This is a genomic window from Pantoea sp. GM01, from assembly GCF_000282675.1.
GTDB lineage: Bacteria > Pseudomonadota > Gammaproteobacteria > Enterobacterales > Enterobacteriaceae > Pantoea > Pantoea nemavictus.
On the sequence record NZ_AKIU01000005.1, the window covers coordinates 134156 to 155717 of the forward strand.

Consider the following 21562-nt stretch of genomic DNA (forward strand, 5'->3'; position numbering starts at 1 on the left):
CATTCTCCTCAGTCCAGTCCGCCGGTGCTGCCGTCTTCGCCTGGCAGGGTAAAGTCGTAACGCACACGGCGGCCCTTATCTTCGTAATCGATCGCCAGCTCGCGGGTGATGTGTACGGCAAGTTTTGCACCCGGCTGTACGTAGATAGCGTCAAAAGTCTGTCCGTAACGCTGTTTGACCCACTCGGTGATTTCGTCAGAACTGCCTGAAATCGCCTTGCCCAGAACGGCCTGCCCGGCGTCGCCGGTAAGCGTGGAGGTCACGCCGCCATAGGCGTTGGTCTGGCTTGTCGTCTGGTTCTGGCCGATGGCGTCTCCCGCCGCGCCGGCTGCACCCAGCAGTCCGATCGTTGGCAGATAGCTTGAGGCATTAGACTTGCGCGTGCCGGAGATGCAGGGGATCCCGTTTTCATCAGAAATCCATCCGATGCCGCCACTGGTGCCGGTCTCTTTACCGCCGTTCTGGTTGCTGTTATTGCCGCCTTTGCCGCTGCGGTCCGGCTTCGGCAGAGTCCGTACGGTGCCGTCAGTGAACACAAAGGTGACGCTGTTGACCTGACCACGCACGCAGGACAGGGTCCAGTCGCCTGAGGCGGTGCCGGAGACGATCGCACCCTCGACGTCCGGCAGCTCGATGCCGTTGGCCGTCAGGTTGTCCTTACCAATGAGTACCTTAAAGGGATAGGGGTCGGTTACGGTGCCGTTGATCGGCACGCGGCCGAGCAGTGCCGTCATGGCGCGGCTGCCAATCAGCGTGGAGTTCTCCGGCAGCGTATACACCGGTTCGGCCTCCTCTTCCGCGCCTTTTTCAGCGGTTGAGCCCTTTACCTGCTGTTCATAGCTGCCTTTTTGCTTCGTCAGCGCGTTTTCACTGAGAAACGACGTCGGGAACTGTGAACCGCCGGCGCTGCTGTTTGACGCGCCATTTTTCTGCGCCGGGGACGTCGAGGGGCTGTCCTGCGGCGTGACCCACATCAGGCCATCGCTGCCGGAGGCCGGGGCATTACCACCGCCGGCACCCATGCCGTCGAGACCCAGACCCAGCGGGATATCGCTGTCAGTGCCTTTTGCCTTGTCTGCAATACCCTTACCGGCATTCTGCAGTTTATTCGTCAGCTCGTTGATTTTTGACGTCAGGACGTTCTGCTGCTGGCGCATCTGGCTTTCACGCTCGTGATAGCTTTTCTCCACGCCCTGAACCGCTTCATTAACCTGGCCGGAAACGTTGGTATTGCGCTCACGTAACTTTTCATTTTCATCCAGCAGTCTGGCATTCTGCTTGTTAAGAGAATCCTGCTGCTGACGAACGGCGTTTAGCGAGCCCACGATGGTTTTCAGCGTATCCTGCGGCGTGTCGCCCTCGATGCCGAGCGCTTTGAGCTCCTGTGGAGACAGGTTTTTCAGCGCGTCGTCTGTCTGTGCATGTGCAGCCTGCGTGGCGGGCTCCTGCGGCTTACTGTTATAACTTTTCACCGCAATGAATCCGCCGCCAACCAGAATGGCCGGAACCAGCACTTTAACCAGTCCGTTTGACTTAATTTTCATAGCGGATCACCTTCTGGGCCGGGCGGGTAGCAGCCTTATGGGTTACGGATGGCTCACGTACAAAAGCGTCATCAGGACGACCGGCGGTGACCAGGTACAGCGTGGTGGTGTCCTCCGGCGTGCCGGCGGCACCCACCCAGCGGTGCTGAAAGGTGGCCGTGACAAACTGGCCCTGCAGTTCACGCGGATCGAGCACAACCTTCTGTGATGAGCTGTTGCGTATCCTCAGCGCGATGACGGTGCGACCGGCCACGCCCCAGCCGGCTACCGGTGACACGGTCACGGGAGCCGAGGGGTACAACGTCGTAATGCGTGATGGCAGGTGCGGATTAACGGGATGAATGCCCGGCACGGCTTCAACGGTGCGCACCGGTGCATACAGATTCTGGGCTGCGTAGCGCGTCAGCAGTACCGGAACGGGAGCCTTATAGCTGACTTTTTTACGCTTCGCCTGCGTGCTGCTGCTGTCGCTGGCGGCTTTCTCTCCGGTGCCGGCGGCTGCACGGCTGAGGGTGCTGACGTCACCGCTGTAAACGATTTTAACCGGTTCGGCTGACGCGGTGGCCGTCGTACGGACGTCCAGCAGAATAACCTCACCGCTTTCCATGTCCTGCAGCTGCAGGCGAGTCTGAGGAAAATCACTGTTGGCTTTGAGATAGACCGCGCCGCCGGTGCTCTGTACGCGCAATTTTCCATTTAGTGCCGGCGGGAAACCCACGCGCACGTTTTTATCAACGAAAATCACGCGTTCCTGACCCGTTTTGAGGGGAATTTGCAGCGGCACGCGCTCCCATTTCATCAGCTCGTCCGCATGCGCCGGCGCGGAAAGCATCGCTGCCACCGGCAGCAGGGACAGTGACAGCGCCATAAGGCATGCACGCGATCCTGAGGTAAAAGATGGATTCAACATCAGAACATCCCCTTTCTTACTGGTTTCGGCTGTTCAGGCGCGGCGGAAAGACGCTGCGGGATGCCTTCATAGCAGTCCAGCGCCATGCCAAACGGATTAGATTCAGAGTCGCCGTCCCAGCGCACGACTTTTAGCGGATAGCGCACCATCGCGCGCTTAACCGGCTCGGTGAGGTAGTATTCGTCGGCAACAAGATCGAGTTTCACCACCCAGTTGTCGCGATCGATGACCTTCACGCTGTCACCTGAATAACCGCGTCCGGGAATTTCGTAAACGACGCGCACACGGTCGGTTAACTCGTTTTTTTCACCGCGAACCTTTGAATCCTCCTCAAGAAACGCCTTGCACTGTGGCGTCAGGTAAGCTGAAAGCGACTGAATGCGTGCGGGATAGTCCACTTTGCCGTTTTTGGGCCAGGCGTTTAGCTGCTGGAAAATGTAATACGTAAAGCCGTACACGGTCGGAGGCGGGATTTCCCACCACGGGCGCGTGCTGCCCTTACGCAAATCAGGCGGGTTATGGATGGTCAGCTTTTCAGGTGCCCGCATCCAGCCCCCCATAGCGGTAATCAGTAACAGCAGCAATACGACACAGGCCGCCCGCAGGGTGAAAATATGCTGATCGCGGCCCTTAACCGCGTGGCGAAAACGACTCATCTGGTACTCCTGAGGGTTTTGCTGCGTCGCAGGGACCAGCCCTGCGAGTCAATGATTAATCTGGGATCGCCCAGCCCCATGCGGCGCTTTTTTAAATCAAACTGCTGCCAGAGGAATGTCTCCGGTTTTCCGCGTTTTTTGCTGGCAAGCCATTTGCCGCCGAACGCAATCAATACAAGAGGGAAAAGCAGAGTCCCGGTAGGGATGGCAAGCCAGCCAAAAAGTAATGCGAAGGGCAGCGAAAGCACGAAACCGGATACAGAGCCAATCAGCGCCGCCAGCCCTAACTCGGGGGTGTTAAACCCCCGGAATACAACGGGCTCAGCGTTCAGGCGATCCGGTAAAAATCTGATGGTCGCCATCGGAATGTTTTCCTTATGCGATGATTTCTGCTGATTTACCCAGAAGCCAGATAACCGCTACCAGCATGACCACACCAACAACAACGATGGAGCCGAACTTTGTCCAGGTGGCGCGATCGTTGCGGACTTCACCAAACGTTACCAGGCTGGCTTCTGCGACTTTGAAGAATGCAAACCCACACACGACCAGGCCGCCGAGAACCAGACCATCCTGTAAATGCCCGCTGAGTGTTCCCATCAGGCCGGTCCCCGTTCCGCTGGACGAAGGACCTTCAACCGTAGGCAGATCGGCAAGAGCTGGCTTAGCAGCCAGAGCACTCAGCAGGCCAGCCGTCAGGATACGGGCCCAGGCTGATTTAGCTTTAGTCTGAGCTTGAGCGGCCACGCGTGTTACTGCAGATACGAATTTAGACATGATTTCACCTTCAATAAGAGTTGGTTTAGGGTTAACTGCAAAACATCCAGATACTTACGACTAACAATAAGACTGAGCGGACTACGGCTCTGCCCATCGCGGCCTCCTTCAGACGCTGATTTGTCCAGCCTGAGTAGACATCCACGATTGCCCATGCTGCCCAGAAGAAGAGGAAGCCGATCAGCAGCCCGAGACAGAGCAGGTGCAGCAGATTGGGTTCCACATTTCCGGAACCCGCCTTAAAGGCAGCTTCCTGTGCAGCGGTCATCGCCATCAGGGACGCTCCCGGCGATAATTTCCAGCCACGCCAGACAAATCGCGGGGCTGGGCACGCGTGGGTTCCAGATAGCGGTCAATACCGGCGCTGATGGTCTTCAAATCGCCGTTTGCCCGCTGGTAGTCGAAGAAGTAGCGGCCACGCTCCGACGGATCAGCCTGTGCTGCGGCAACCCGCGCCCTTTCCAGCGAAGCCTGAACCTGGACGATCATTCGCTGAGCGGATGCCAGCTCGTCTTTCTCAGATGCAGACGCCGGAAAGGACGCGAGAAAGGTCAGGCCCAGCACACCGCCGCATAACAGAAGTTGTGTTGCCGGACGAAGAGATTTCATATGCACCTCCAGTGGTTGTTGAGTGTGGTAAGCATGCGAAATCTGGCTGCCGGGTTCAGCCGTTAACTCTTTTTGGGAAAATAAAAATTTAGAAAGCAGCGCGAATGCCGGAGGAAGTTGATTCAGATCTTAGTGTTTGTTGTAACTAAATAGGTACTCTGACGCGGCGCTATGCGCCTTGCCTGCTGACGGCCGTCATCTGAAAACAAGTTTCAGGTGCCTCCGTCCAGCTCTGATATGGGGAAACAAGCGTAAGACATTAAATTAATTCCCCGAACGCAGAATTTAATCTGCGGTTTCGCCGACTAATATTGAATGATGAGTAAAATCAGGCACAGCGCGCCTTAACAGATATCGTGCAGAAAGGGAGGGGAAAAATTATGTGCGGAAGGTTTGCGCAGTATCAGAGCCGGGACGTTTACCTTGACGCCCTTGGCGTAGCCGACAGCAATTACGTGCACGATCCAGAACCCATCGGCCGTTATAACGTAGCGCCCGGAACCAACGTGCTATTGCTGAGCGAGCGCGACGAGGAACTGAAAATAGATCCGGTGTACTGGGGTTACGGACCCGAATGGTGGGACAAGCAGCCGCTCATCAATGCGCGCGGAGAAACCGCCGCATCGAGCCGTATGTTTAAACCGCTATGGAACCACGGCCGCGCCGTGGTGTTTGCCGATGGATGGTTTGAGTGGGTGAAGGAAGAAGAAAGGAAACAGCCCTATTTCATCTATCACAAAACGCATGAGCCGCTGTTTTTTGCCGCCATCGGCAAAGCGCCCTATAACGATCCGCACGGGCATGAAGGTTTTCTGATCGTCACCTCAGCCAGTAACAAGGGCATGGTGGACATTCATGACCGCAGGCCGCTGGTGCTGAAGGCGTCAGCAGTGAGGGAGTGGCTAAGTGGTGATACCACACCCGAACGCGCAGAAGAAATCGCGCATGATGCAGCCTTACCGGAGAGCACATTCAAATGGCACCCCGTATCGACGAAGGTGAATATGCCACGTCATCAGGGCGAAGAGCTGATTGAAAAGATATAGCTCAGCAGTTTTCACTCATAGCGAACCTTTCAACCGCGTCCGCTTCGTGCCAGAAGCGGACCTTACACAGAGGTAAGTAAAACACTACGGGGAGCTTAAGGTGAAAGTTGCTCAATCAGCTTTTACCTGGCTATAAATATCTGGACGTGCAATTGTCCACGCAAAGTTTTTTTGGTTTACTGGCTCATACCCTAATTTCTCATAAAGCCAGGGTGCGGTTGTGGTTACCAACATGACTCTACGAAGCTGTTCAAAGATGGGATGTTGATGTATGCATTCCATCACCCATCTGCCCAGCCCCTTGCCCTGATAATCTTCCAGAATATAGACATCACTGAGATAAGCAAAGGTAGCATAATCTGTTATAAGACGAGCAAAGCCTATCTGAACATCAGAATGATACACTCCAAAGCTAAGGCTATTTCGTATTGATAACGCAACAGTGTCTGGTGAAATACCTTTAGCCCAGCTTGATCTCGTCAGGTAATGATGAATAGCCTGTAAATCTAGCTTTTTACTATCGGTACTGACCAGGTAATTATTTTGCTGCCATTCATTCCATTCAGAAATACTCACTTTACTTACCCTCCAGATGCGAAACGGTCATGTTATGGCACTGATTCAGTAAAACTCATCTTTATGCTGATATCTGTACTCTTGCGTTATACCGGTATATCCGTATGATGCAGCCTTACAATCAATGACATGCACATTTGACTGAGGGTGTAAATTTTCAATCACCTGATCCATGGCAGTATAAATTGCCTTTTGATATGCCGCCTTTTGATCTTTGCTACAGGTTTCATCAACGACAGTCACTTCAAGCCTGAAAGAATTTTTCCCCCACTCCACCAAATTTTTACCATCAATAAACCAGTCTTCCCTATCGATGTACTTCACGATAACCATGGTTTCGAAGCTGTTTTTCTTCAATATATCGCATGTAATTTGCGTTGCTAAAAGCACACACTCTTTGGTTAACCTTTCATTTTTTGACCCGGAAAGGGTCAGAGTTACACCCGGCATAGCATATCCTTCTTATCACGCTCTCTTTGACTTTATTTACGAGTAACCATTGACGTTTCTCAGACATCCTTCAAACGCTAAAATGACATATTCACTACAGCAGACGCAAGGCATCTCTTTCCGCCTACATCGGCTCTTGAGCACAGTCAGCCTGGTGCCAAAAGCGGACATTAACGTTCCAGCCCATTATAAAAAAGTATCATTGAATTATTAGATAATAGCTGCCAGTTTATTGAGATAAGCTAACCGCATAAATTGCGGTATTCATTCATCTACAGGTTCGGCAAGTTCACCTTTAACTTTGCTGTTCTCCCATGCAATATTGACACAGTGATATATCGGAACTGTGCTTTTTGGCCAGATTCATTGCCTGAAATTGAGTATAAATTGAACCCAGAAAAATCCGGCGAATGCCGTCATTCCGGTGCAAACAGTCTTTTATATGTAAAGTCATCTCACCGTTTTTGCTTTGAACTAAATAACAATAAAATGGTTTGTCCATAGCCACCTCAGAGAGTGAATTGCGCTGACAATTTATACGGACTTTTATTGTCGGACCTGCAATTATTATAGACACAGAAACGCGCTCGGACCTCAGAATGTAATCACTTTGTCAAAAGTGCCATAACAGGAGGTAGCTTGTACCCTGCTATGCTTAATTACGTAAACATGTAATTCAGCGGGGTATCAATGCCTTTTTCAGCAACATCTTTATCAATTCTTCTTGCGATGCGCGATGGCACTAAGTTTCTGTTAAGAGGTGACAGAAGCCATGGTTGCCAGATCAAATATAATCCTGTTACTAAACAGAGAGATGACAGCACTGCCCTTAGTCTGATCCCACTGGAGCGATCCGGCTTAGTAGCATTCGAATCTGAACCTGTCACGCCAGGGCGATATTACAGCGTAAAAATGACCGAAATGGGTATGGAGTGGTTAGATGAAAATGCGCCGTGTGATCAGACCAAAGAGTTGATAGACAAGAAATAGCTCAGGTATTTTTCGGACAAAAAAGACAGAATGCCGCGCGTCAAGAGTTATGGACACGAAAATACTGCCTGGTATGCGACGAAGTGCAAAAGGATCCCAGGAAAATCCGATGATTCAGGTCAGGCAACATGGGGCAATCGGCCCGATGAAGTAAGCTTTATCCATCTTCATCGTTAACGCTGAATACATAAAATTTGTGACTTCAGTATTCATACATATCCCTTAAGGGCATGAAAAAAACGCAGCGTAAACACTGACGAATCCTCCCCTTAGGTAACGTTAAATCACTTGCTCACCTTAGTGCTTAGTTCTTCGGCTTATCTTTCCGCCTTTACGACCGGCTTCAACAGCACGTTCAGGATCATTGCGAAAGTTACCACCGCTGGCCTGACCGCCCTTACGTCCGGCTTCTCTGGCCCGCTCAACGTTTTCGGCAAAGTTGCCGGCACCACCACGTCTTTCACTCATGTAGCCTCCGGTTTGGGTTAAGTTACAATAAACCTTAGACGTCATTTTCTATTTTTGTAGCGAAGCGGTGAACATTTAGCTGTAATGCATCAAACATCGGGCAATAACCGGAGCGCCAAGGCAGACCTTACTTCAAGTAGCGAAAATCCAGGCTTGGATAAAGCGTCGTCGCTGAGTTTCAGGCAAAAAAAACCCGCAGAGGCGGGTGAAAAACGTTACAGGTGGGAAAACCTGTATCATTTGTGACATTAGCATCTTAACTAAGTTCCTTACTCCTTATCTAATTTAAAAGGTTACAACCTATGGCTTACATAAGCGTAGCAATAGATAATCATATTCTATTTTGGATTTAAGAATAAAATAAAGCAGAGGCATTCAGAAACCAACAACAATCCGAAGACTGCTGTTGGCCGCCAAAATAACGGGGTGCGCATGATTTTGGATTTCAGCGTGTTCCACCCGGCGTTGTATGCTGACTTATATCCTATTGAATGTCTTTATGCAACTTCACTAATTAGTGAAAAGCTCGTAAAAAGCAGGCCGAAAAATTATTGGTATTAATTCGCCAGCTTCCAATTTTCGTTCATAGCTGGCCTTGTCACGCGTACAGGACTTTCTTCTATCTGAATAAGCCAATTCCATTGTTCATCAGGTGGATAAAATCTTCAAACACGGGAGCACCTGAATCCGTCAGCACTTTAGCCTTAACGCCGCGACCAATGCCTATAAATGGCAGGTTGAGATTGCATGCAGTTTTTAAGTCCCATAATCCATCGCCTATTGAAACCAACGAATGCTTATGTGCAGCTGTTAATTTTTTACTGCCCTGATGAATAGCTTCCCGCACGATCTCTTCGCGAGTCCTGAACTCTGATGCGGTAACCAAAACAACCTCTTCAGCGTCCACGCCTACTGCCGCAAGTTTTTTTACGGCACCAAACCGCAGGCTGCCAGTGGCGAAAACAACGCTCCATGAATGATCATTTAACCACTGCAGGAAAAAAGCGGCACCGGAGATTTCAGTGAAAGGTCTCGATTCAATTTCATGCTCAAGCGCGCAGTGATACTGGTACTCCAGCTCGGATAAATCAGGGTGACCTTCATAATTCGCCTCTTCCCAGGCTTCTTCGAAAATACCGCTATCTGTATGGTGTGTATAGTCGCCCCAGTTTGTTCTGAGGTTTGGGAAAGAAAAGGTGCGTAGGGCGATTTCGAATGCACGCTGATGTTGCGCAACGCTGTCGGTCAGCGTGCCATCAATATCAAATATTACAATCCCTGCATCTGCTTTATTCATCAACTCGTTCCATCATGACAAAAATATTAGTCAGTGGCTTAAATAGGATTATTAACATATGCCTGATATTCGGCTACTTATACTAATTTATTCGCAATTAGAAACGCGAATAACGGAAAAGGTAGCCGAAAACACGTTTCAGCAGCCTCCGTCCAGCACTGAGTTAACGACACGCGTTTTTAATTTATTTCCAGTGCAGTTATATAAAAGCTGGGCTCTCTCAGTATCGGCGGCAGTGAGGTGCGTTGACCATCAGAAACCGCCTAGCCGCAGAGCGCCAGGCCTTTTATTGCAGGTTCAGCGCGGATAATTACAACTTTTCCCAGTCCGGGAGGTCCTGTGATTTACGACGCGATCTGAATAAAGCCGCCATGCAAAGTCCATAGAACAGGCCAGCTAACAGCGAAGATATCAGGCTGGTAATTGGGTTCATTCCCTGTGGGCGCCAGCTAACAAACCACATAATACCTCCATACATCAATGCAAAATAAACCCCGAGAAAGCACGCATTACGGCCGAAGCTGTCAAAGAGTGCGGGACGTTTCTTTACGCCCACCGACCACAGCAGCCGGTAAGTTAAAGGTATATGATTTTTTTTACGCAAACCCCTTTCCCTTAACAGCGCAAAGGCTTTCTCCGTTTTTCGCTTAAACTCTGCATCTTTCATTCAATAAACCTCCCTATTAACCCTATAGCAGAAGTTCTAAGCATAAGGATTGACACCAATGAGGCAACCCTTTGCTTAGTCAGCCTTTTGCCTGAACAAGAATAATTAACAGCCTCAGCTCCGATCTGGTTTGTATGACCCGCTGCAGGCTGATAAAACCACAGCGGCTCATCAGTTACAGCAGACTCAGGCTTGCGTCGTACTGCGCCACGCAGCTCAGAGTGAATACCGCATTGCGGGCGGAATGCGTTTAAATAATTAGCTAATAATCGTTACATCATCCCTGGATGATATCATTTCATCTCTGAATAAAAGTGTGATGTTCAGATGGATTGAAGTTTAAATCCTGTAACATGGCGTAGATACTTCGCCTCGGGCAGGCACTTATCTCTACCAATATATGGTACTTTTTCTGAAACGAGATGAAGCCATGCTCTCTGATATTTACACGGAGGATGGCATGTTTTTCTGAATCAGAAAACAGGCGATGAGTGCTTTCTCGGGACGCGTTTAATATGACCTGTACTTTTAGACTTTAATTCAGAAACATGCACTCTAGCGGGGCTGGCTTCAGGCCTCTTACTGGAACTAAAAAATTTCTCCGAGTTCTCCTCTGCTGGTGATTCACGGGTATTATCCTTCAATTCCAGACACTCCTGGCACTGGTCAACTTCAGGGTAACGCTGTTTGGCTATGGCCAAAGCCTGGGAATAACCGTAAAACGTCCCAAGAAATGTTTTTTCATTTTCCCGGAGATTTTTGCAACCTTTTTGATGGACTACCATCCCCAGGAATGAATTATTACAAACATAATAATAACCCGACGTCATTTTTTTCCTTAAATTTTAACTCAAATAATACGTATATTAATAATTAGAAAGCGTGAATATACTACTAACCTGTAATTAAAATCGCAACCTGCTATTATTCGTAGGTTTCCTGACAAAAAATCTCATAATAAAATATCTAATTGTAAGCTCTTTCCTGGCTGCCTGAATGATAAACATAAGAGGTGCCGTAAAAAAAGACTGATGACTATTTTTTAGGTCCCTCTAAAAATAGTGAAAGCAATAATTTCATATCCTAACCATAAATATTTGACTTCATCAACCCGGATAATTACCAGTTAACAAAGGAAGCCTGGGCGCTCTGATATATTGCTCCATTTGATGACAAAACTGTGCTGATTATTATCCCCTTTAACTAAAAGCCTCCAACGGACATTAGCCTGACTTTCAGTCAACTCTGTGTCAGAAACGGAATTTAAAAAGATGGAATTGTTACGGGGTGAAACAGATGACATAAGGGGGCCGTCTTAAGTAATCTAACTGATAATAATGGATATGAAATGTCTACCAGTTATGGGTAGCATGCTGGAAGTCGCATAATTACCACTGGCATTAATCCATCCTGTTCAGAGGGTTTCCGTGAACATGTCATGGTTTCATATTATCAGCTCAGAGCTTAGTCTCTGGAAGAGACAGAAAACCCCCGGTCATCAAACTGGCCGGGTCAGACAATATAAAAATTCAGGACGCATTAGGATGATTAGGGTAAAACATGTACTGGGCGTATCCGGCAGTCTTCGGGCTGCTTCGCTGAACACCGTCTTTTTACGGGCTATGTCTTTACTTTGTCCTGTGGGAATCACATTTGAGATATACAACTCCCTGGACAATATCCCGCTTTTTAATGTTGATGATGAACCTAATCCGGGGCCTGCGGTTGCCCACTGGAGACGCGCGCTTTCCCGCGCAGATCTGGTGTTATTAGCCAGCCCGGAATATGCCCATGGTGTCACCGGCGTCATAAAAAATGCGCTTGACTGGATTGTAAGCAGCGGGGAGTTACTGGATAAGCCGCTGTCATTGCCTAACCTGTCTGTCCGGTCCAATCTTGCACACTTTCAGCTTTCAGAGACGTTAAACGTTATGGGCGCAGCGCTGACCGAAGAGTGCTGCCCCAGAGCAACGCTTGATGCGCCTTACACACTTCCTGATGCGACAGAATTTGCTCTGATTGAAAATGCAGACATATGCGCAAGAATTAATGAACTATGGAGAAACATCGATTTGGTAATCACAAACACCATGGGAATACCTAATGTTTAAAATAAGGAGAGTCATTTATTCTCATACTGACAGTGATTGCGCACGCACTGCAATTATCTGCTCTTAGCTGCCTTTTCCGTCCACGATAAGGACTGGCCTGTGCCAGATGCGGATGTTGCACGTGGATCATCGTGTTTATATTCATCAATTAATTAAGCCCCAGGAGGCCACTCGCCTTAACGGGAATTAACGCTGGGAAAGGAAATCGTTATGCATGACATATCTTCTGTCAGGCTTGATTATCGCAGCCTGGAACGCAGCGATTGGGAGTTCTTTAAGGCCTTAAATCAGAACCGCCATGTAATGCATTTTATTAGCGATCCTCGCACTGATGATGAAATCAGGATTCAGTCTTTCGAGAAACGTTTGCAAACCTGGCATAAGGGAAGCGAACACTGGCTATGCCTTGTTATAAGTCAAAAGAGTACCGGTGTACCTCTTGGTGTAACTGGCTTCATCGAGCGTAGCGAGGACATCGCAGAAGTGGGTTTCATCCTCTGCGCAGAATTTCAGGGGCAGGGGTTTGGCTATGAATCTCTGATAGATATCACTCGTTTCGCATTCAATACCCACAATTATCGAAAGTTAACAGCCACAGTTACATCAGGGAATGAGGCCTCACGCAGGACATTATTAAAGGGCGGATTTAAACAGGAGGGTACGCTAAGAAAAAATTATTTCCTGCATGGGCGCTGGCAAGATGACTGGATTTTTGGGTTGTTGAGAGAAGAATTCACGTAGTCCGATCATTGCTTAAAGCAGACCGGACGCTGTTACTTTAGGGGGCTTTCTGCCGGGTGTTGAGTAGATAAAGCGACGAATTTAATGGCAGTGAAAATGCTGCGCAGGTTCTACATTCGACCTGTCCTGAGAGCATTTACCCAGTCGGGCCGATTATTTTCGAACGCAACTGAGGCGGCCGACTCCCAGTCATAATCAATTGCTTTAAACTCCGCATTCCATTCTCCATTTTGACGTTCCACGATTGCATAACGCGCATGGGGCGAACCACTTTCCATCACATGTGAGCGGGGCTTATCATCATCATATGCCTGAAGCCCCACGCTGCCGGGGTTAACGATAAGGCGACCGTCAGCCAGGCGCAACTGCCGGGGAATATGCGTGTGCCCGCAAAGGATCAATGATGCGCTTCTGTCAGCCACGAGCGATAAAACACGCGCTTCAGACGACGGTCGCACACCTGTAGCAGTAACTTCTTCGAGAAGATAAATGCGGTCGTCCCCTGGTACTCCGTGCACCATTAAGACGTCATCATTAATGGTCAGCTCTGCCGGCAGGTTTTTAAGCCAGTGCCAGTGTGGTGCGCGAAGGCGCTCAAATGCATGCCTGTCGGACAGGCTCATGCTTGCAACATCCTGCTCAAGCAGTTGCCGTTCGTGATTTCCTCTGATAGTCGGAATATCGAGAGGCATGAGCCTGTCCGCAGTTTCTGCCGGAAATAGCCCTCCTGAAACGATATCGCCTAAGTTCAGGATGAGATCGACACTCTGAGCCTGTATGTCTGCCAGAACGGCGTTTAGCGCCGGAAGGTTCCCATGGATGTCTGATATTACTGCCAGTTTCATGCTGACGTTCCTGTACTGTATTACGTATATGCCAGTCGCTGCGACCTGCAACCCAAAGCAGAGGTTTACAATTTCAACAGATATTAGAGAATAAGAGCAATTTACCGCTCCGGGGATGTATGTCTAGTGCCAGGAGCGGGCACAACTATATTTTATTTAAATGATTAGAAAACCGGCATTCAATAACAAGAACTTCCAATATTGCGGTCATCAACATCCAGATATACAGTATTAAAATAAATCTATTTTTGCATTTTTAATTTTACAGTCATCGGCAGATTATTAGCTGGTTTCCCCTTTTCAAAACGCCATTTTGATACGGCTGTTATTACAGCATTATCGAACAAGTGATCTGGCGTGGACTCTATAATTCTCATCTGGCTAACCCTGCCTTCTGCATCAACGTCAAAGTTAAACTTAACCATACCCTCTATCCGGTTCTTCAAAGCATAATATGGGTAGGCGGGTCGGTCTTGATGAAGGGGTTTTGGTTGTTCAGTTTTACTAAGTGAAGAAGTAGAACATGCACTTACTGTAAGAACGGCCAGAATGAGCATACACCGATTCATAACAATCTCCTTTTGTTGATAACGATTATCATTATACTTACATTTCACTCCTTTGGCGACGTTCAATACAGTATTAAAAAGGGAGAGTTATGACAGGAAAAACTATCTACGTTGTTCACAGCCCCAGCCCCACGCTGGGACGATCGCCGCTGCAAAGAGGATATTTCCCTTACGCGCTAACTGAAAAGTATATCAAGTCGCTTCAGCGGGAGTTGGATAGGCTCGACATAGACTGCAGGGTTATTGCTGACGATACCGAGTCCGATATTGAGGTTTTGATATCGCGCGATCCTGTACTTCTCGTCTGCGCTCCGGGACTTCGTTATCAGTTTTACTATGAGGGTTTCCACAAACGAAAAATTGTCTGGTTAGGCGTCATGGAATATTGCTCGGCAGATCCCCGCTCTACGCTCAGCAGGCTTGCGGAGCTGACTTATCCCGATTCATAGCAGTTCTGGAATGGTAAATACAATTGACCGGCAGGGTCTCGTGAGAAAGAGCGGAAACTCTACTCAATGTACTGGCTGAAACGCAGAAGGTATCCATCCGGATCCTGCACTAGAAATTCTCTCTGGCAGGCGGTTGTTTCGCCAGTGTTGTAATGGTTATCGCTGAGCCCCCGATATAGCATTACGCTATGCGCATTTACACGGGCGAATATCTGTTCAATGTCGTCCACTTCTATCTGGAAATTTACGCCGCGTCCCAGCGGTGTGGTGAGTTCTGCCGTATTCCATCCTCCTGAATGATACTGCTCAAGCATCATTTGCGCTTCACCAAGGTTGATATAGGCAAACTCCGGCTCTATGCGCCTGATCATGACGCTAAAGCCAAGCACATCAGTATAGAAGCTCAGGGAAGCGTGAAGATCTGTTACGGTCAGCTCGGGAACCATGCGGTTCCAGTAGGGTTCGTTCGTGTCATCCATTTTTTTCATCCTTTTTTGACTGAGGTAGCATACACCGGCTGGCTTGTGCGGGGGGAGTTGACCGGGCAGTTATGTTAATTTGGCAGAGTTTGCCTGCCGTTATCATTTTGACGTCCGCTTTTCACTCATAACGGAGCTTACTTCCGCGTCCGCTTCTTGCCAGAAGCGGAAGTTACTAAGCGGTTTGCTTTAGCCAACAGGGATCTGGTCATGTTGAACACGTAGCCAGAAAAGGTTATTAATAACGCTGCTACGAACTCTCCCACAATACTTTTTACGGTTAAATTTTATCGCTAAGTCGGGAATGCTACAGGCACTAGTTATCAGAATGGAGTTAACATTATGCTTTCAGAGTTAGAAAAAATTTCGGACAGGGATGAACGCTCTATCGTTTTATATGCTCGCCTCTGGCAATTTGAAAAGTGGCTAAGAGAAATGGTATATGTTGAATTAAAGTCTAAGAAAGGCCGAAACTGGTTTAACCTTAACAAAATAAAAAACACTTATGAAACAGATAAAGCATTCACGCATATTCCGACCACTAACAACAATCCACTAAGCTTCATCACATTCCCTGACTTGCTCAAATTAATTGATAAAGACTGGGATCTCTTTTCTGAATATCTTCCTCCTCAAAATATTTGGAAGATAAAGATTGATGAAATTATTCACATCAGGAACAGAGTCGCTCATTTCAGGAATGGTCATAGAGACGATGTTGATAGACTGTTGCAGTTAATGAAAGATATTGATAAAGGGTTCTGGCGTTTTTGCACGGACTACAACGATATTCATCCAATATTACCACCAGAGAGAGATGCTGTAGCAAATAAATATGTTCATCTTGACCCATTCGCTTATAAAGAGATTAGTGATAACCAGTGGGCTAGGCTTGGCACTGCTCCACGAGGACTTAAATACATTTTATCAGTTAACTCATCTAGGCGACGCTGGTCTGAAAAGTCAGCTGAAATAGCGGATACACCAGGCCATATCTATGACGTTATTATAAATTTAAGAGACAACTGGTTTTTTAATTACCCTAAGGCACTGAAGGAATTAGATGAATTTAAAGATAAATTGATTCACGTTTGCATGGATTCATTATCAAAAGAAATCCGGGTGACTATTCCTGCAGTGATCGGCACTGATGAGGTATGCAGCATAATAGATAGAATGATTGAAATAGCTGTAAACTCATTAACATTATGCCACTCGACAGATGATGCCAGAGGTAAAGTACAAAAAATATCTGAAGATTGGCCTGAGCATGTGTTAGGCCCTGACAACCCTTTAACATATCTTGGTCCAGATATGCCATGCGATTTTTTTAACATCACGAAAAATTAAAATAAATCATTAGTGGGATATTTAATCCCACGTTTGCCTGAGAAGATACAATGGCAACTATCTTTTTGTTGCTTCCGACGCTAAATCTATTTATGGAATGCTAAAAACGCCTCGATATCTTGTCGGGGTGACGTGCTCTCCTTTTATTAATGCACGGTTGTGCTATTGATGCACACTTCGCCGCTGATCAAAATTGCCAACTTCCGCTTCTCGCTCATAGCGGACATTAGACTGACGTGAGTCAGTTTCGTGCCATAAATGACATTGCACGCCTCTGTACAGGTGTCTACATTCACCTTGCTCCAGCCTCTCAGCCGAGGGTGACAAGATAGGTAAAAGGTTTTAAATAAACACTTCCTGGCTACCAGTCAATCCGATTTATTTCCTGCTGGCTCATCTCGCGCCAATCCAACGCCTCAATACCATAATCAATAAGAGCAAACTTAAGGGCCTCTTCCAGAGAAAACATCATATGGTCACCTTCAACCTGCAATCTGTCGTAATCGATGAAGCGGATCTCAAGATAAACCGGTTCGTCATCCCCCATGATCTTTAACCCAAAGAGCACGATAGCCGTTACGTTTGGACGATAATCACAAGGTTGCCGCACTTTTGCGAATAGATACTTGGGTTCTTTCTTCATCTTCACATTCTTAGAATTCGCATACATCCAAGTTAGTAATTAACGTATAAATTAACTAATAGCTATATGAATATAAACTTACGTTATGTTCGCCTTTCGCCCTAAACGGACATAAGTCTGACGTCAATGCGCTTTGTACCATTATCTGACGTTGATGAAGTTGCCTCGCATCTACTCTGGAAGAAAAAGTTGATAGTGAGATATTCTTATTATTGCTTTTAACAGGAGGATGCATGGAAAGTCTGTTTGTTTACGGAACGCTGGGACCAGGCCGTCCCAACGCGTATATTCTCGAAAAGATAGGTGGTGCATGGCGCGAAGGGCATGTCGCAGGCTATCTTATCAATGAGGGATGGGGAGCCGAAATGGGCTATCCCGGTATTATTTTGGATAACTCAGGCAATTGCGTGCAAGGATTTCTCTTTACGTCAGAGAATTTGCAGCGTCACTGGGATGTACTTGACGAATTTGAAGGTAGTCAATATGAGCGCGTGCCCGTCATAGTTACTACGGATGATGGGGAAACCGTCAGTTCCTGCATATACATGTTAAAAAATAATGGCTTTAAGCCCGTTAAATAGCGGGCTAACTACTTAAACTCATACGTTTAAGGTCCTCTCTTCGCTCATAGCGGACCTTGCGTCCAAGTCAGTCCGCTTTGTGCCAGAAGCGGACATTAACCACTGGCTTAGATATTTAAACTTTAAAACGCGCAGGTGTGGTGCCAAACACTCTGCGAAACAACGCAATAAAGGCACTCACATTGTCATACCCAAGCTCCAGTGCAACTGTCGTCACTTGCTTACCCGTAGCCAAGAGTTCAAGAGCCTTGAGTAATCGTATGCGCTGTCGCCATTCATTAAAGCTAAAACCGGTTTCAGCACTGAATCGACGTGTAAGTGTGCGTGATGACACTCCCGCCCAGTATGCCCATTCCTCCAGTCTCCGACCGTCATCTGGGTTATCTGACAGCGCCTGCGCAACTCTGAGGAGCCGAATATCCTGCGGCATTGGCAGCCCAAGATTAACCTTAGGAAGAGTTCCTATTTCATCGAGGATAACGCCACATAAACGTTTCTGAAGCGCATTAAGCTCTGCATTCTTCCATGAGGCTGCTCGAGTTATCGCCTCACGCAGCAGATTTGTGACTGAGAGGACAGCAGGCTTATCAGGTAATTCGCCACAGGCCGCGGCAGATATATAAACACTCCATCCTGAATAGGGGCCGTGCGAGAGAAGACCATGCGGAACATTTGGAGGTATCCATACGGCATGCGTTGCCGGTACGACCCAGCGATAATTTTCGGCATCGATCGTAAGCAGCCCATGTTCAGCGCCGAGTAACTGTCCGCGAATGTGGTGGTGCCTTGATGTTTCCCTAATTGCATCAGACTGGCGAGCCGCGACAATCAAAGTGGGTCCATCTGAAGAAAGAGCCTGGTCTAATGGAATCAATGAATCGGTCATATTGGCGTACTTGAGGTATTTGTTGTCTTTTATACCGTACCGAAGCCATTGAGTCGATTGTAGAGTACTCATAACTTTCACTGAGGACTGACCATGACAATGATTTCTATTACTACCGTACTGGATGAGATTATCAACAAACAGGATATGGCACTGGAGGTGATACTCAATCGCCATTTTAGTCCCGGTTATCGGCAGCGCACTGATAACGAGTGGGAGGGCTTAGATAGCTTTGCCCGCCATGCAAGTAAACTTCGGGAAATCCTTGCTTCCGGTAAAATTGAAGTGCAAGACGAACTACGTGATGGGAATCTCTATGCAACCCGCCATCGTGTTCTGTTAAATAAGCGCAATGGTGAAAAAGTAGATATGGAGGTTTACATGTTTGCTGAAACAGATGATTCAGGGCGATTTATTCGTATCGAAGAAGCAACACTTATGCTTAAAGGTCTGGAAAGTGACCGTGACTTAGGTAGCGCCAAGTAATAAAGATTTTAATGTCCGCTTTTCGCTCAAAGCAGACCTTCACTTTTCCCTGTCCCTCGAAAATGGCCTTTTTAATCCTGATCTCCGCTTGCAGGTTAAGAGGGTATCTTATTCCTTACAGAGGAGATGCCGCCGGTCGGGGCGGCCCCGGGTGAAAATATCAGGGCCAGTCATCCTCCCAACTGTTGCCTTCACGATCGCAGATAACAGGTATCTGGGGGCAAACTGCTTACTCACCACTCTTTGAGGAACCGCAGGCTTTCCAGAGCATATGTGGTACAGGAGAATGCACTGTGGGCTTAAAGGCCCACTTTCGGGGTAAAAATGCGTTATCAGATTTTAACCCTTGGTTTTTATGGTACAAACCAGCCTGCCGTATATTTACTACAGATGAACTCAACAAAACATTTTACCCTCGGGCTCTGCAGCCGGCGGGAAGTATGTAATACCCATAACTGCGTTTCGGCTCCGGATATCCCCCAGGAAACAAGTTCTTTACGCGCCAGATGCCCGGTAATAATTGACTGCGGAAGCATTGCAACGCCGGCACCGTACAGGACCGCATCACGAACCGACAATAAAGACGAAAGCTTCAGTACGGGGTGGGGTTTATAAAGAGTATTGCCGTCACTTACTTTCCACACGTCACCCTCGCGGAAAGACTGCATCACAACTGCGTCAACAGGCACTGCGCCATCATTACTGCGTTCCGGAAGCCGTAGCGCAGGATTTGCCGCCAGAATCAGCCGATCCCTGGCAAAACACCGGCCTACCAGCCCATCATCATCCCGGGGGTTAACGCGTATGGCGACATCAAAATGTTCACCAATCAGATCACTTACGCGATCCTCTGATATCACTTCAATCCGGATTGCCGGGTATTGTTGCCTGAATTCAGCAGTAATCCGGCCCAGAGCGAGCTGTGAAAAAAGTAACGGTGCCGCGATCCTGAGCAGGCCACTTGGAGAGCTCTGGGCATCGCGCGCAGCAGACATTGCATCTTTTATTTCCTGCAGGGGGCCTGCCGTCTGAGCGAGGAGCGAATGAGCTGCCCCGGTCAGCTCAATATTCCGGCTACCGCGTTCTAACAACCTGACGCCCAGTGCCTCCTCCAGTTCCAGGATGCGTCGCGACAGCGTTGCCTTCGGACGACCGGACATCCGGCTGGCTTTACCCAGCCCGCCATGACTTGCCACTAAGAGAAAATCGTTCAGATCATCAAGATGCATTCTCAGTACCATAAATGAGACAGTCTGTCCTGTTTTTACCATCTTCTCAGAAAAAATGGAACGTAATAGAGTTCAGTTACACCAACCAGACCTGAAGGAAACTGAACATGACCATCCTTGTTACCGGAGCCACCGGCCGCGTCGGCCGCCATGTCGTTGAGCAACTCACCACGCGCGGCGCTGACGTCCGTGTCCTGACCCGCGATCCTGACAAAGCCAGCTTTGCCAACGGCGTGGACGTTGTTAAGGGCGACCTGCTCGATATTGATTCTTTACGTGCTGCTTTCACCGGCGTCGACACACTTTTTCTGCTTAACGCCGTGACCGGCGATGAGTTTACACAAGCTATAATCACGCTGAATGTGGCCCGCGAAGCCGGCATCGAGCGCGTTGTGTATCTGTCAGTGTTCGACGCCGATAAGGCCGTAAACGTGCCACACTTTGCTGTGAAGTTCGGCGCTGAGCGTATGCTTGAAACCCTCGGCTTCAGTGCCACCATCCTGCGGCCTGCCTACTTTATTGATAATGAAGTGATGATTTCGGACGTGGTCAGAAACTATAGCGTTTACCCGATGCCAATTGGTTCAAAAGGCGTGGCCATGGTCGATGCCCGTGACATCGCAGAAGTAGCCGCGATTGAACTGATTCGCCGGGATCAGGCCCCGGGTAAGCTGCCTGTTGAGACAATCAATATCGTTGGTCCCGACACCCTTACCGGCGCTGATGTGGCTGCTATCTGGACTGAGGTCCTGGGCCGCCACATTGTTTATGGTGGCGATGACCCGAGCGGGTTTGAAGCCAGTATGGGGAGTTTCATGCCCGGGTGGATGGCGTACGAAATGCGTATTATGGCCGAACGCTACGTCAGCGACGGCATGATCCCTCAGGATGGCGACCGTGAGCGCCTGGTCAGGATGCTCGGCCGCGACCTGCACTCCTACCGTGAAACGGCTTCGGCGCTTGCCGGGTGAGACGGTTCTGAGTTCAACAGGGAACCGGAATAAACATAAGGGGGGGCTTAAAACAGCACTCCTTATTATCGCTGCCCCCAGATATGATCCAGACATGATCAGAGATAACTGGCTTTCACCTTCTCCCTTTTCCTGATTCATCCAGACACTATAGCTTACAGCGGACCATGCCCTGTTGCTGGTCCGCTCTGTGCCATAAGCGGACATAACGTACTGATTATCTAGTTTCCAT

The 21562-nt window shown here is 48.4% G+C and carries 28 protein-coding genes; 9 read left to right on the top strand and 19 right to left on the bottom strand.

Annotation, left to right across the window (positions count from 1 at the left end; genetic code table 11):
* Nucleotides 1–8: 8 nt before the first annotated feature.
* Genes PMI17_RS02280 through PMI17_RS02310 form a run of 7 tightly spaced genes read right to left on the bottom strand, consistent with a single transcriptional unit; the run spans nucleotide 9 to nucleotide 4496 of the window.
* Nucleotides 9–1544 (bottom strand): TIGR03752 family integrating conjugative element protein, encoded by a 1536-nt coding sequence (locus PMI17_RS02280; RefSeq protein WP_007885637.1) that lies wholly within the window; start codon nucleotides 1542–1544, stop codon nucleotides 9–11.
* A complete protein-coding gene (locus tag PMI17_RS02285) occupies nucleotides 1534–2454 on the bottom strand; it encodes a TIGR03749 family integrating conjugative element protein (RefSeq protein WP_036619972.1) in 921 nt (306 codons plus the stop codon). Before PMI17_RS02285 ends, PMI17_RS02280 begins: the two co-directional genes overlap by 11 nt.
* On the bottom strand, nucleotides 2454–3110 hold the full coding sequence (locus PMI17_RS02290) for a PFL_4703 family integrating conjugative element protein (RefSeq protein WP_007885641.1): 657 nt from the start codon (nucleotides 3108–3110) through the stop codon (nucleotides 2454–2456). Before PMI17_RS02290 ends, PMI17_RS02285 begins: the two co-directional genes overlap by 1 nt.
* On the bottom strand, nucleotides 3107–3472 hold the full coding sequence (locus PMI17_RS02295; protein ID WP_007885643.1) for a TIGR03750 family conjugal transfer protein: 366 nt from the start codon (nucleotides 3470–3472) through the stop codon (nucleotides 3107–3109). Before PMI17_RS02295 ends, PMI17_RS02290 begins: the two co-directional genes overlap by 4 nt.
* A 13-nt stretch (nucleotides 3473–3485) precedes the next feature.
* Nucleotides 3486–3887 (bottom strand): TIGR03745 family integrating conjugative element membrane protein, encoded by a 402-nt coding sequence (locus tag PMI17_RS02300; RefSeq protein ID WP_007885645.1) that lies wholly within the window; start codon nucleotides 3885–3887, stop codon nucleotides 3486–3488.
* A gap of 31 nt (nucleotides 3888–3918) precedes the next feature.
* Entirely contained in the window at nucleotides 3919–4161 is a 243-nt protein-coding gene (locus PMI17_RS02305; protein ID WP_007885647.1) for a TIGR03758 family integrating conjugative element protein, read from the bottom strand.
* The gene (locus tag PMI17_RS02310; protein WP_007885649.1) at nucleotides 4161–4496 is read right to left on the bottom strand and encodes an RAQPRD family integrative conjugative element protein; all 336 of its coding nucleotides are present in this window, start codon (nucleotides 4494–4496) and stop codon (nucleotides 4161–4163) included. Before PMI17_RS02310 ends, PMI17_RS02305 begins: the two co-directional genes overlap by 1 nt.
* A gap of 380 nt (nucleotides 4497–4876) precedes the next feature.
* Between PMI17_RS02310 and PMI17_RS02315 the strand changes: the two genes are divergently transcribed.
* Nucleotides 4877–5542 carry an SOS response-associated peptidase family protein gene (locus PMI17_RS02315; RefSeq protein ID WP_007885651.1) on the top strand — a complete coding sequence of 222 codons (666 nt, stop codon included), beginning with the start codon at nucleotides 4877–4879 and terminating at the stop codon, nucleotides 5540–5542.
* Between the two features lie 111 nt (nucleotides 5543–5653).
* Here PMI17_RS02315 and PMI17_RS02320 read toward each other — a convergent pair whose 3' ends face one another.
* Nucleotides 5654–6118, bottom strand: coding sequence for a GNAT family N-acetyltransferase (locus tag PMI17_RS02320; RefSeq protein ID WP_007885652.1), 465 nt, complete (start codon nucleotides 6116–6118; stop codon nucleotides 5654–5656).
* 45 nt (nucleotides 6119–6163) lie between these two features.
* The gene (locus PMI17_RS02325; protein WP_007885657.1) at nucleotides 6164–6568 is read right to left on the bottom strand and encodes a hypothetical protein; all 405 of its coding nucleotides are present in this window, start codon (nucleotides 6566–6568) and stop codon (nucleotides 6164–6166) included.
* 690 nt (nucleotides 6569–7258) lie between these two features.
* Between PMI17_RS02325 and PMI17_RS02330 the strand changes: the two genes are divergently transcribed.
* A complete protein-coding gene (locus PMI17_RS02330) occupies nucleotides 7259–7558 on the top strand; it encodes a hypothetical protein (protein WP_157178857.1) in 300 nt (99 codons plus the stop codon).
* Between the two features lie 297 nt (nucleotides 7559–7855).
* On the opposite strand, the gene PMI17_RS24640 is transcribed toward PMI17_RS02330, so the two are convergent.
* The 4 genes from PMI17_RS24640 to PMI17_RS02345 form a co-directional block, all read right to left on the bottom strand.
* Nucleotides 7856–8026 (bottom strand): general stress protein, encoded by a 171-nt coding sequence (locus PMI17_RS24640; protein WP_007885668.1) that lies wholly within the window; start codon nucleotides 8024–8026, stop codon nucleotides 7856–7858.
* A gap of 619 nt (nucleotides 8027–8645) precedes the next feature.
* Nucleotides 8646–9323, bottom strand: coding sequence for an HAD family hydrolase (locus PMI17_RS02335; RefSeq protein ID WP_007885670.1), 678 nt, complete (start codon nucleotides 9321–9323; stop codon nucleotides 8646–8648).
* Between the two features lie 310 nt (nucleotides 9324–9633).
* Nucleotides 9634–9990, bottom strand: a complete 357-nt coding sequence (locus PMI17_RS02340) for a DUF6404 family protein (protein ID WP_007885683.1) — start codon at nucleotides 9988–9990, stop codon at nucleotides 9634–9636.
* Between the two features lie 473 nt (nucleotides 9991–10463).
* On the bottom strand, nucleotides 10464–10820 hold the full coding sequence (locus PMI17_RS02345; RefSeq protein WP_007885684.1) for a hypothetical protein: 357 nt from the start codon (nucleotides 10818–10820) through the stop codon (nucleotides 10464–10466).
* A gap of 603 nt (nucleotides 10821–11423) precedes the next feature.
* Between PMI17_RS02345 and PMI17_RS02350 the strand changes: the two genes are divergently transcribed.
* Nucleotides 11424–12101, top strand: coding sequence for an NADPH-dependent FMN reductase (locus tag PMI17_RS02350; RefSeq protein WP_007885685.1), 678 nt, complete (start codon nucleotides 11424–11426; stop codon nucleotides 12099–12101).
* 210 nt (nucleotides 12102–12311) lie between these two features.
* Entirely contained in the window at nucleotides 12312–12842 is a 531-nt protein-coding gene (locus tag PMI17_RS02355) for a GNAT family N-acetyltransferase (protein WP_007885686.1), read from the top strand.
* Between the two features lie 110 nt (nucleotides 12843–12952).
* Here the strand turns inward: PMI17_RS02355 and PMI17_RS02360 are convergent, their stop codons facing one another.
* Entirely contained in the window at nucleotides 12953–13687 is a 735-nt protein-coding gene (locus PMI17_RS02360) for a metallophosphoesterase (protein ID WP_007885687.1), read from the bottom strand.
* 242 nt (nucleotides 13688–13929) lie between these two features.
* Nucleotides 13930–14256, bottom strand: coding sequence for a TonB family protein (locus PMI17_RS25775; RefSeq protein WP_007885688.1), 327 nt, complete (start codon nucleotides 14254–14256; stop codon nucleotides 13930–13932).
* A gap of 89 nt (nucleotides 14257–14345) precedes the next feature.
* Here PMI17_RS25775 and PMI17_RS02370 point away from each other — a divergent pair, with 89 nt between their 5' ends.
* Nucleotides 14346–14705: a hypothetical protein gene (locus PMI17_RS02370; RefSeq protein WP_007885689.1), complete on the top strand. Its 360-nt coding sequence runs from the start codon at nucleotides 14346–14348 to the stop codon at nucleotides 14703–14705.
* A 59-nt stretch (nucleotides 14706–14764) separates the two neighbouring features.
* Here the strand turns inward: PMI17_RS02370 and PMI17_RS02375 are convergent, their stop codons facing one another.
* Nucleotides 14765–15184, bottom strand: a complete 420-nt coding sequence (locus PMI17_RS02375) for a VOC family protein (RefSeq protein ID WP_007885691.1) — start codon at nucleotides 15182–15184, stop codon at nucleotides 14765–14767.
* Nucleotides 15185–15526: 342 nt separating this feature from the next.
* Here PMI17_RS02375 and PMI17_RS02380 point away from each other — a divergent pair, with 342 nt between their 5' ends.
* On the top strand, nucleotides 15527–16534 hold the full coding sequence (locus PMI17_RS02380) for a Swt1 family HEPN domain-containing protein (RefSeq protein WP_007885692.1): 1008 nt from the start codon (nucleotides 15527–15529) through the stop codon (nucleotides 16532–16534).
* A gap of 361 nt (nucleotides 16535–16895) precedes the next feature.
* On the opposite strand, the gene PMI17_RS02385 is transcribed toward PMI17_RS02380, so the two are convergent.
* Nucleotides 16896–17177, bottom strand: a complete 282-nt coding sequence (locus tag PMI17_RS02385; RefSeq protein WP_157178858.1) for a hypothetical protein — start codon at nucleotides 17175–17177, stop codon at nucleotides 16896–16898.
* A 233-nt stretch (nucleotides 17178–17410) separates the two neighbouring features.
* Between PMI17_RS02385 and PMI17_RS02390 the strand changes: the two genes are divergently transcribed.
* A complete protein-coding gene (locus PMI17_RS02390; protein ID WP_007885695.1) occupies nucleotides 17411–17758 on the top strand; it encodes a gamma-glutamylcyclotransferase family protein in 348 nt (115 codons plus the stop codon).
* A gap of 115 nt (nucleotides 17759–17873) precedes the next feature.
* Here the strand turns inward: PMI17_RS02390 and PMI17_RS25835 are convergent, their stop codons facing one another.
* On the bottom strand, nucleotides 17874–18716 hold the full coding sequence (locus tag PMI17_RS25835; RefSeq protein WP_007885696.1) for a helix-turn-helix domain-containing protein: 843 nt from the start codon (nucleotides 18714–18716) through the stop codon (nucleotides 17874–17876).
* 27 nt (nucleotides 18717–18743) lie between these two features.
* On the opposite strand from PMI17_RS25835, the gene PMI17_RS02400 reads away from it, so the two are divergent.
* Nucleotides 18744–19130 (top strand): nuclear transport factor 2 family protein, encoded by a 387-nt coding sequence (locus tag PMI17_RS02400; protein ID WP_036620018.1) that lies wholly within the window; start codon nucleotides 18744–18746, stop codon nucleotides 19128–19130.
* 353 nt (nucleotides 19131–19483) lie between these two features.
* Here PMI17_RS02400 and PMI17_RS02405 read toward each other — a convergent pair whose 3' ends face one another.
* Nucleotides 19484–20359, bottom strand: a complete 876-nt coding sequence (locus PMI17_RS02405) for a LysR family transcriptional regulator (protein WP_036619979.1) — start codon at nucleotides 20357–20359, stop codon at nucleotides 19484–19486.
* A 107-nt stretch (nucleotides 20360–20466) separates the two neighbouring features.
* On the opposite strand from PMI17_RS02405, the gene PMI17_RS02410 reads away from it, so the two are divergent.
* Entirely contained in the window at nucleotides 20467–21330 is an 864-nt protein-coding gene (locus tag PMI17_RS02410; protein ID WP_007885699.1) for an SDR family oxidoreductase, read from the top strand.
* Nucleotides 21331–21562: the final 232 nt, after the last annotated feature.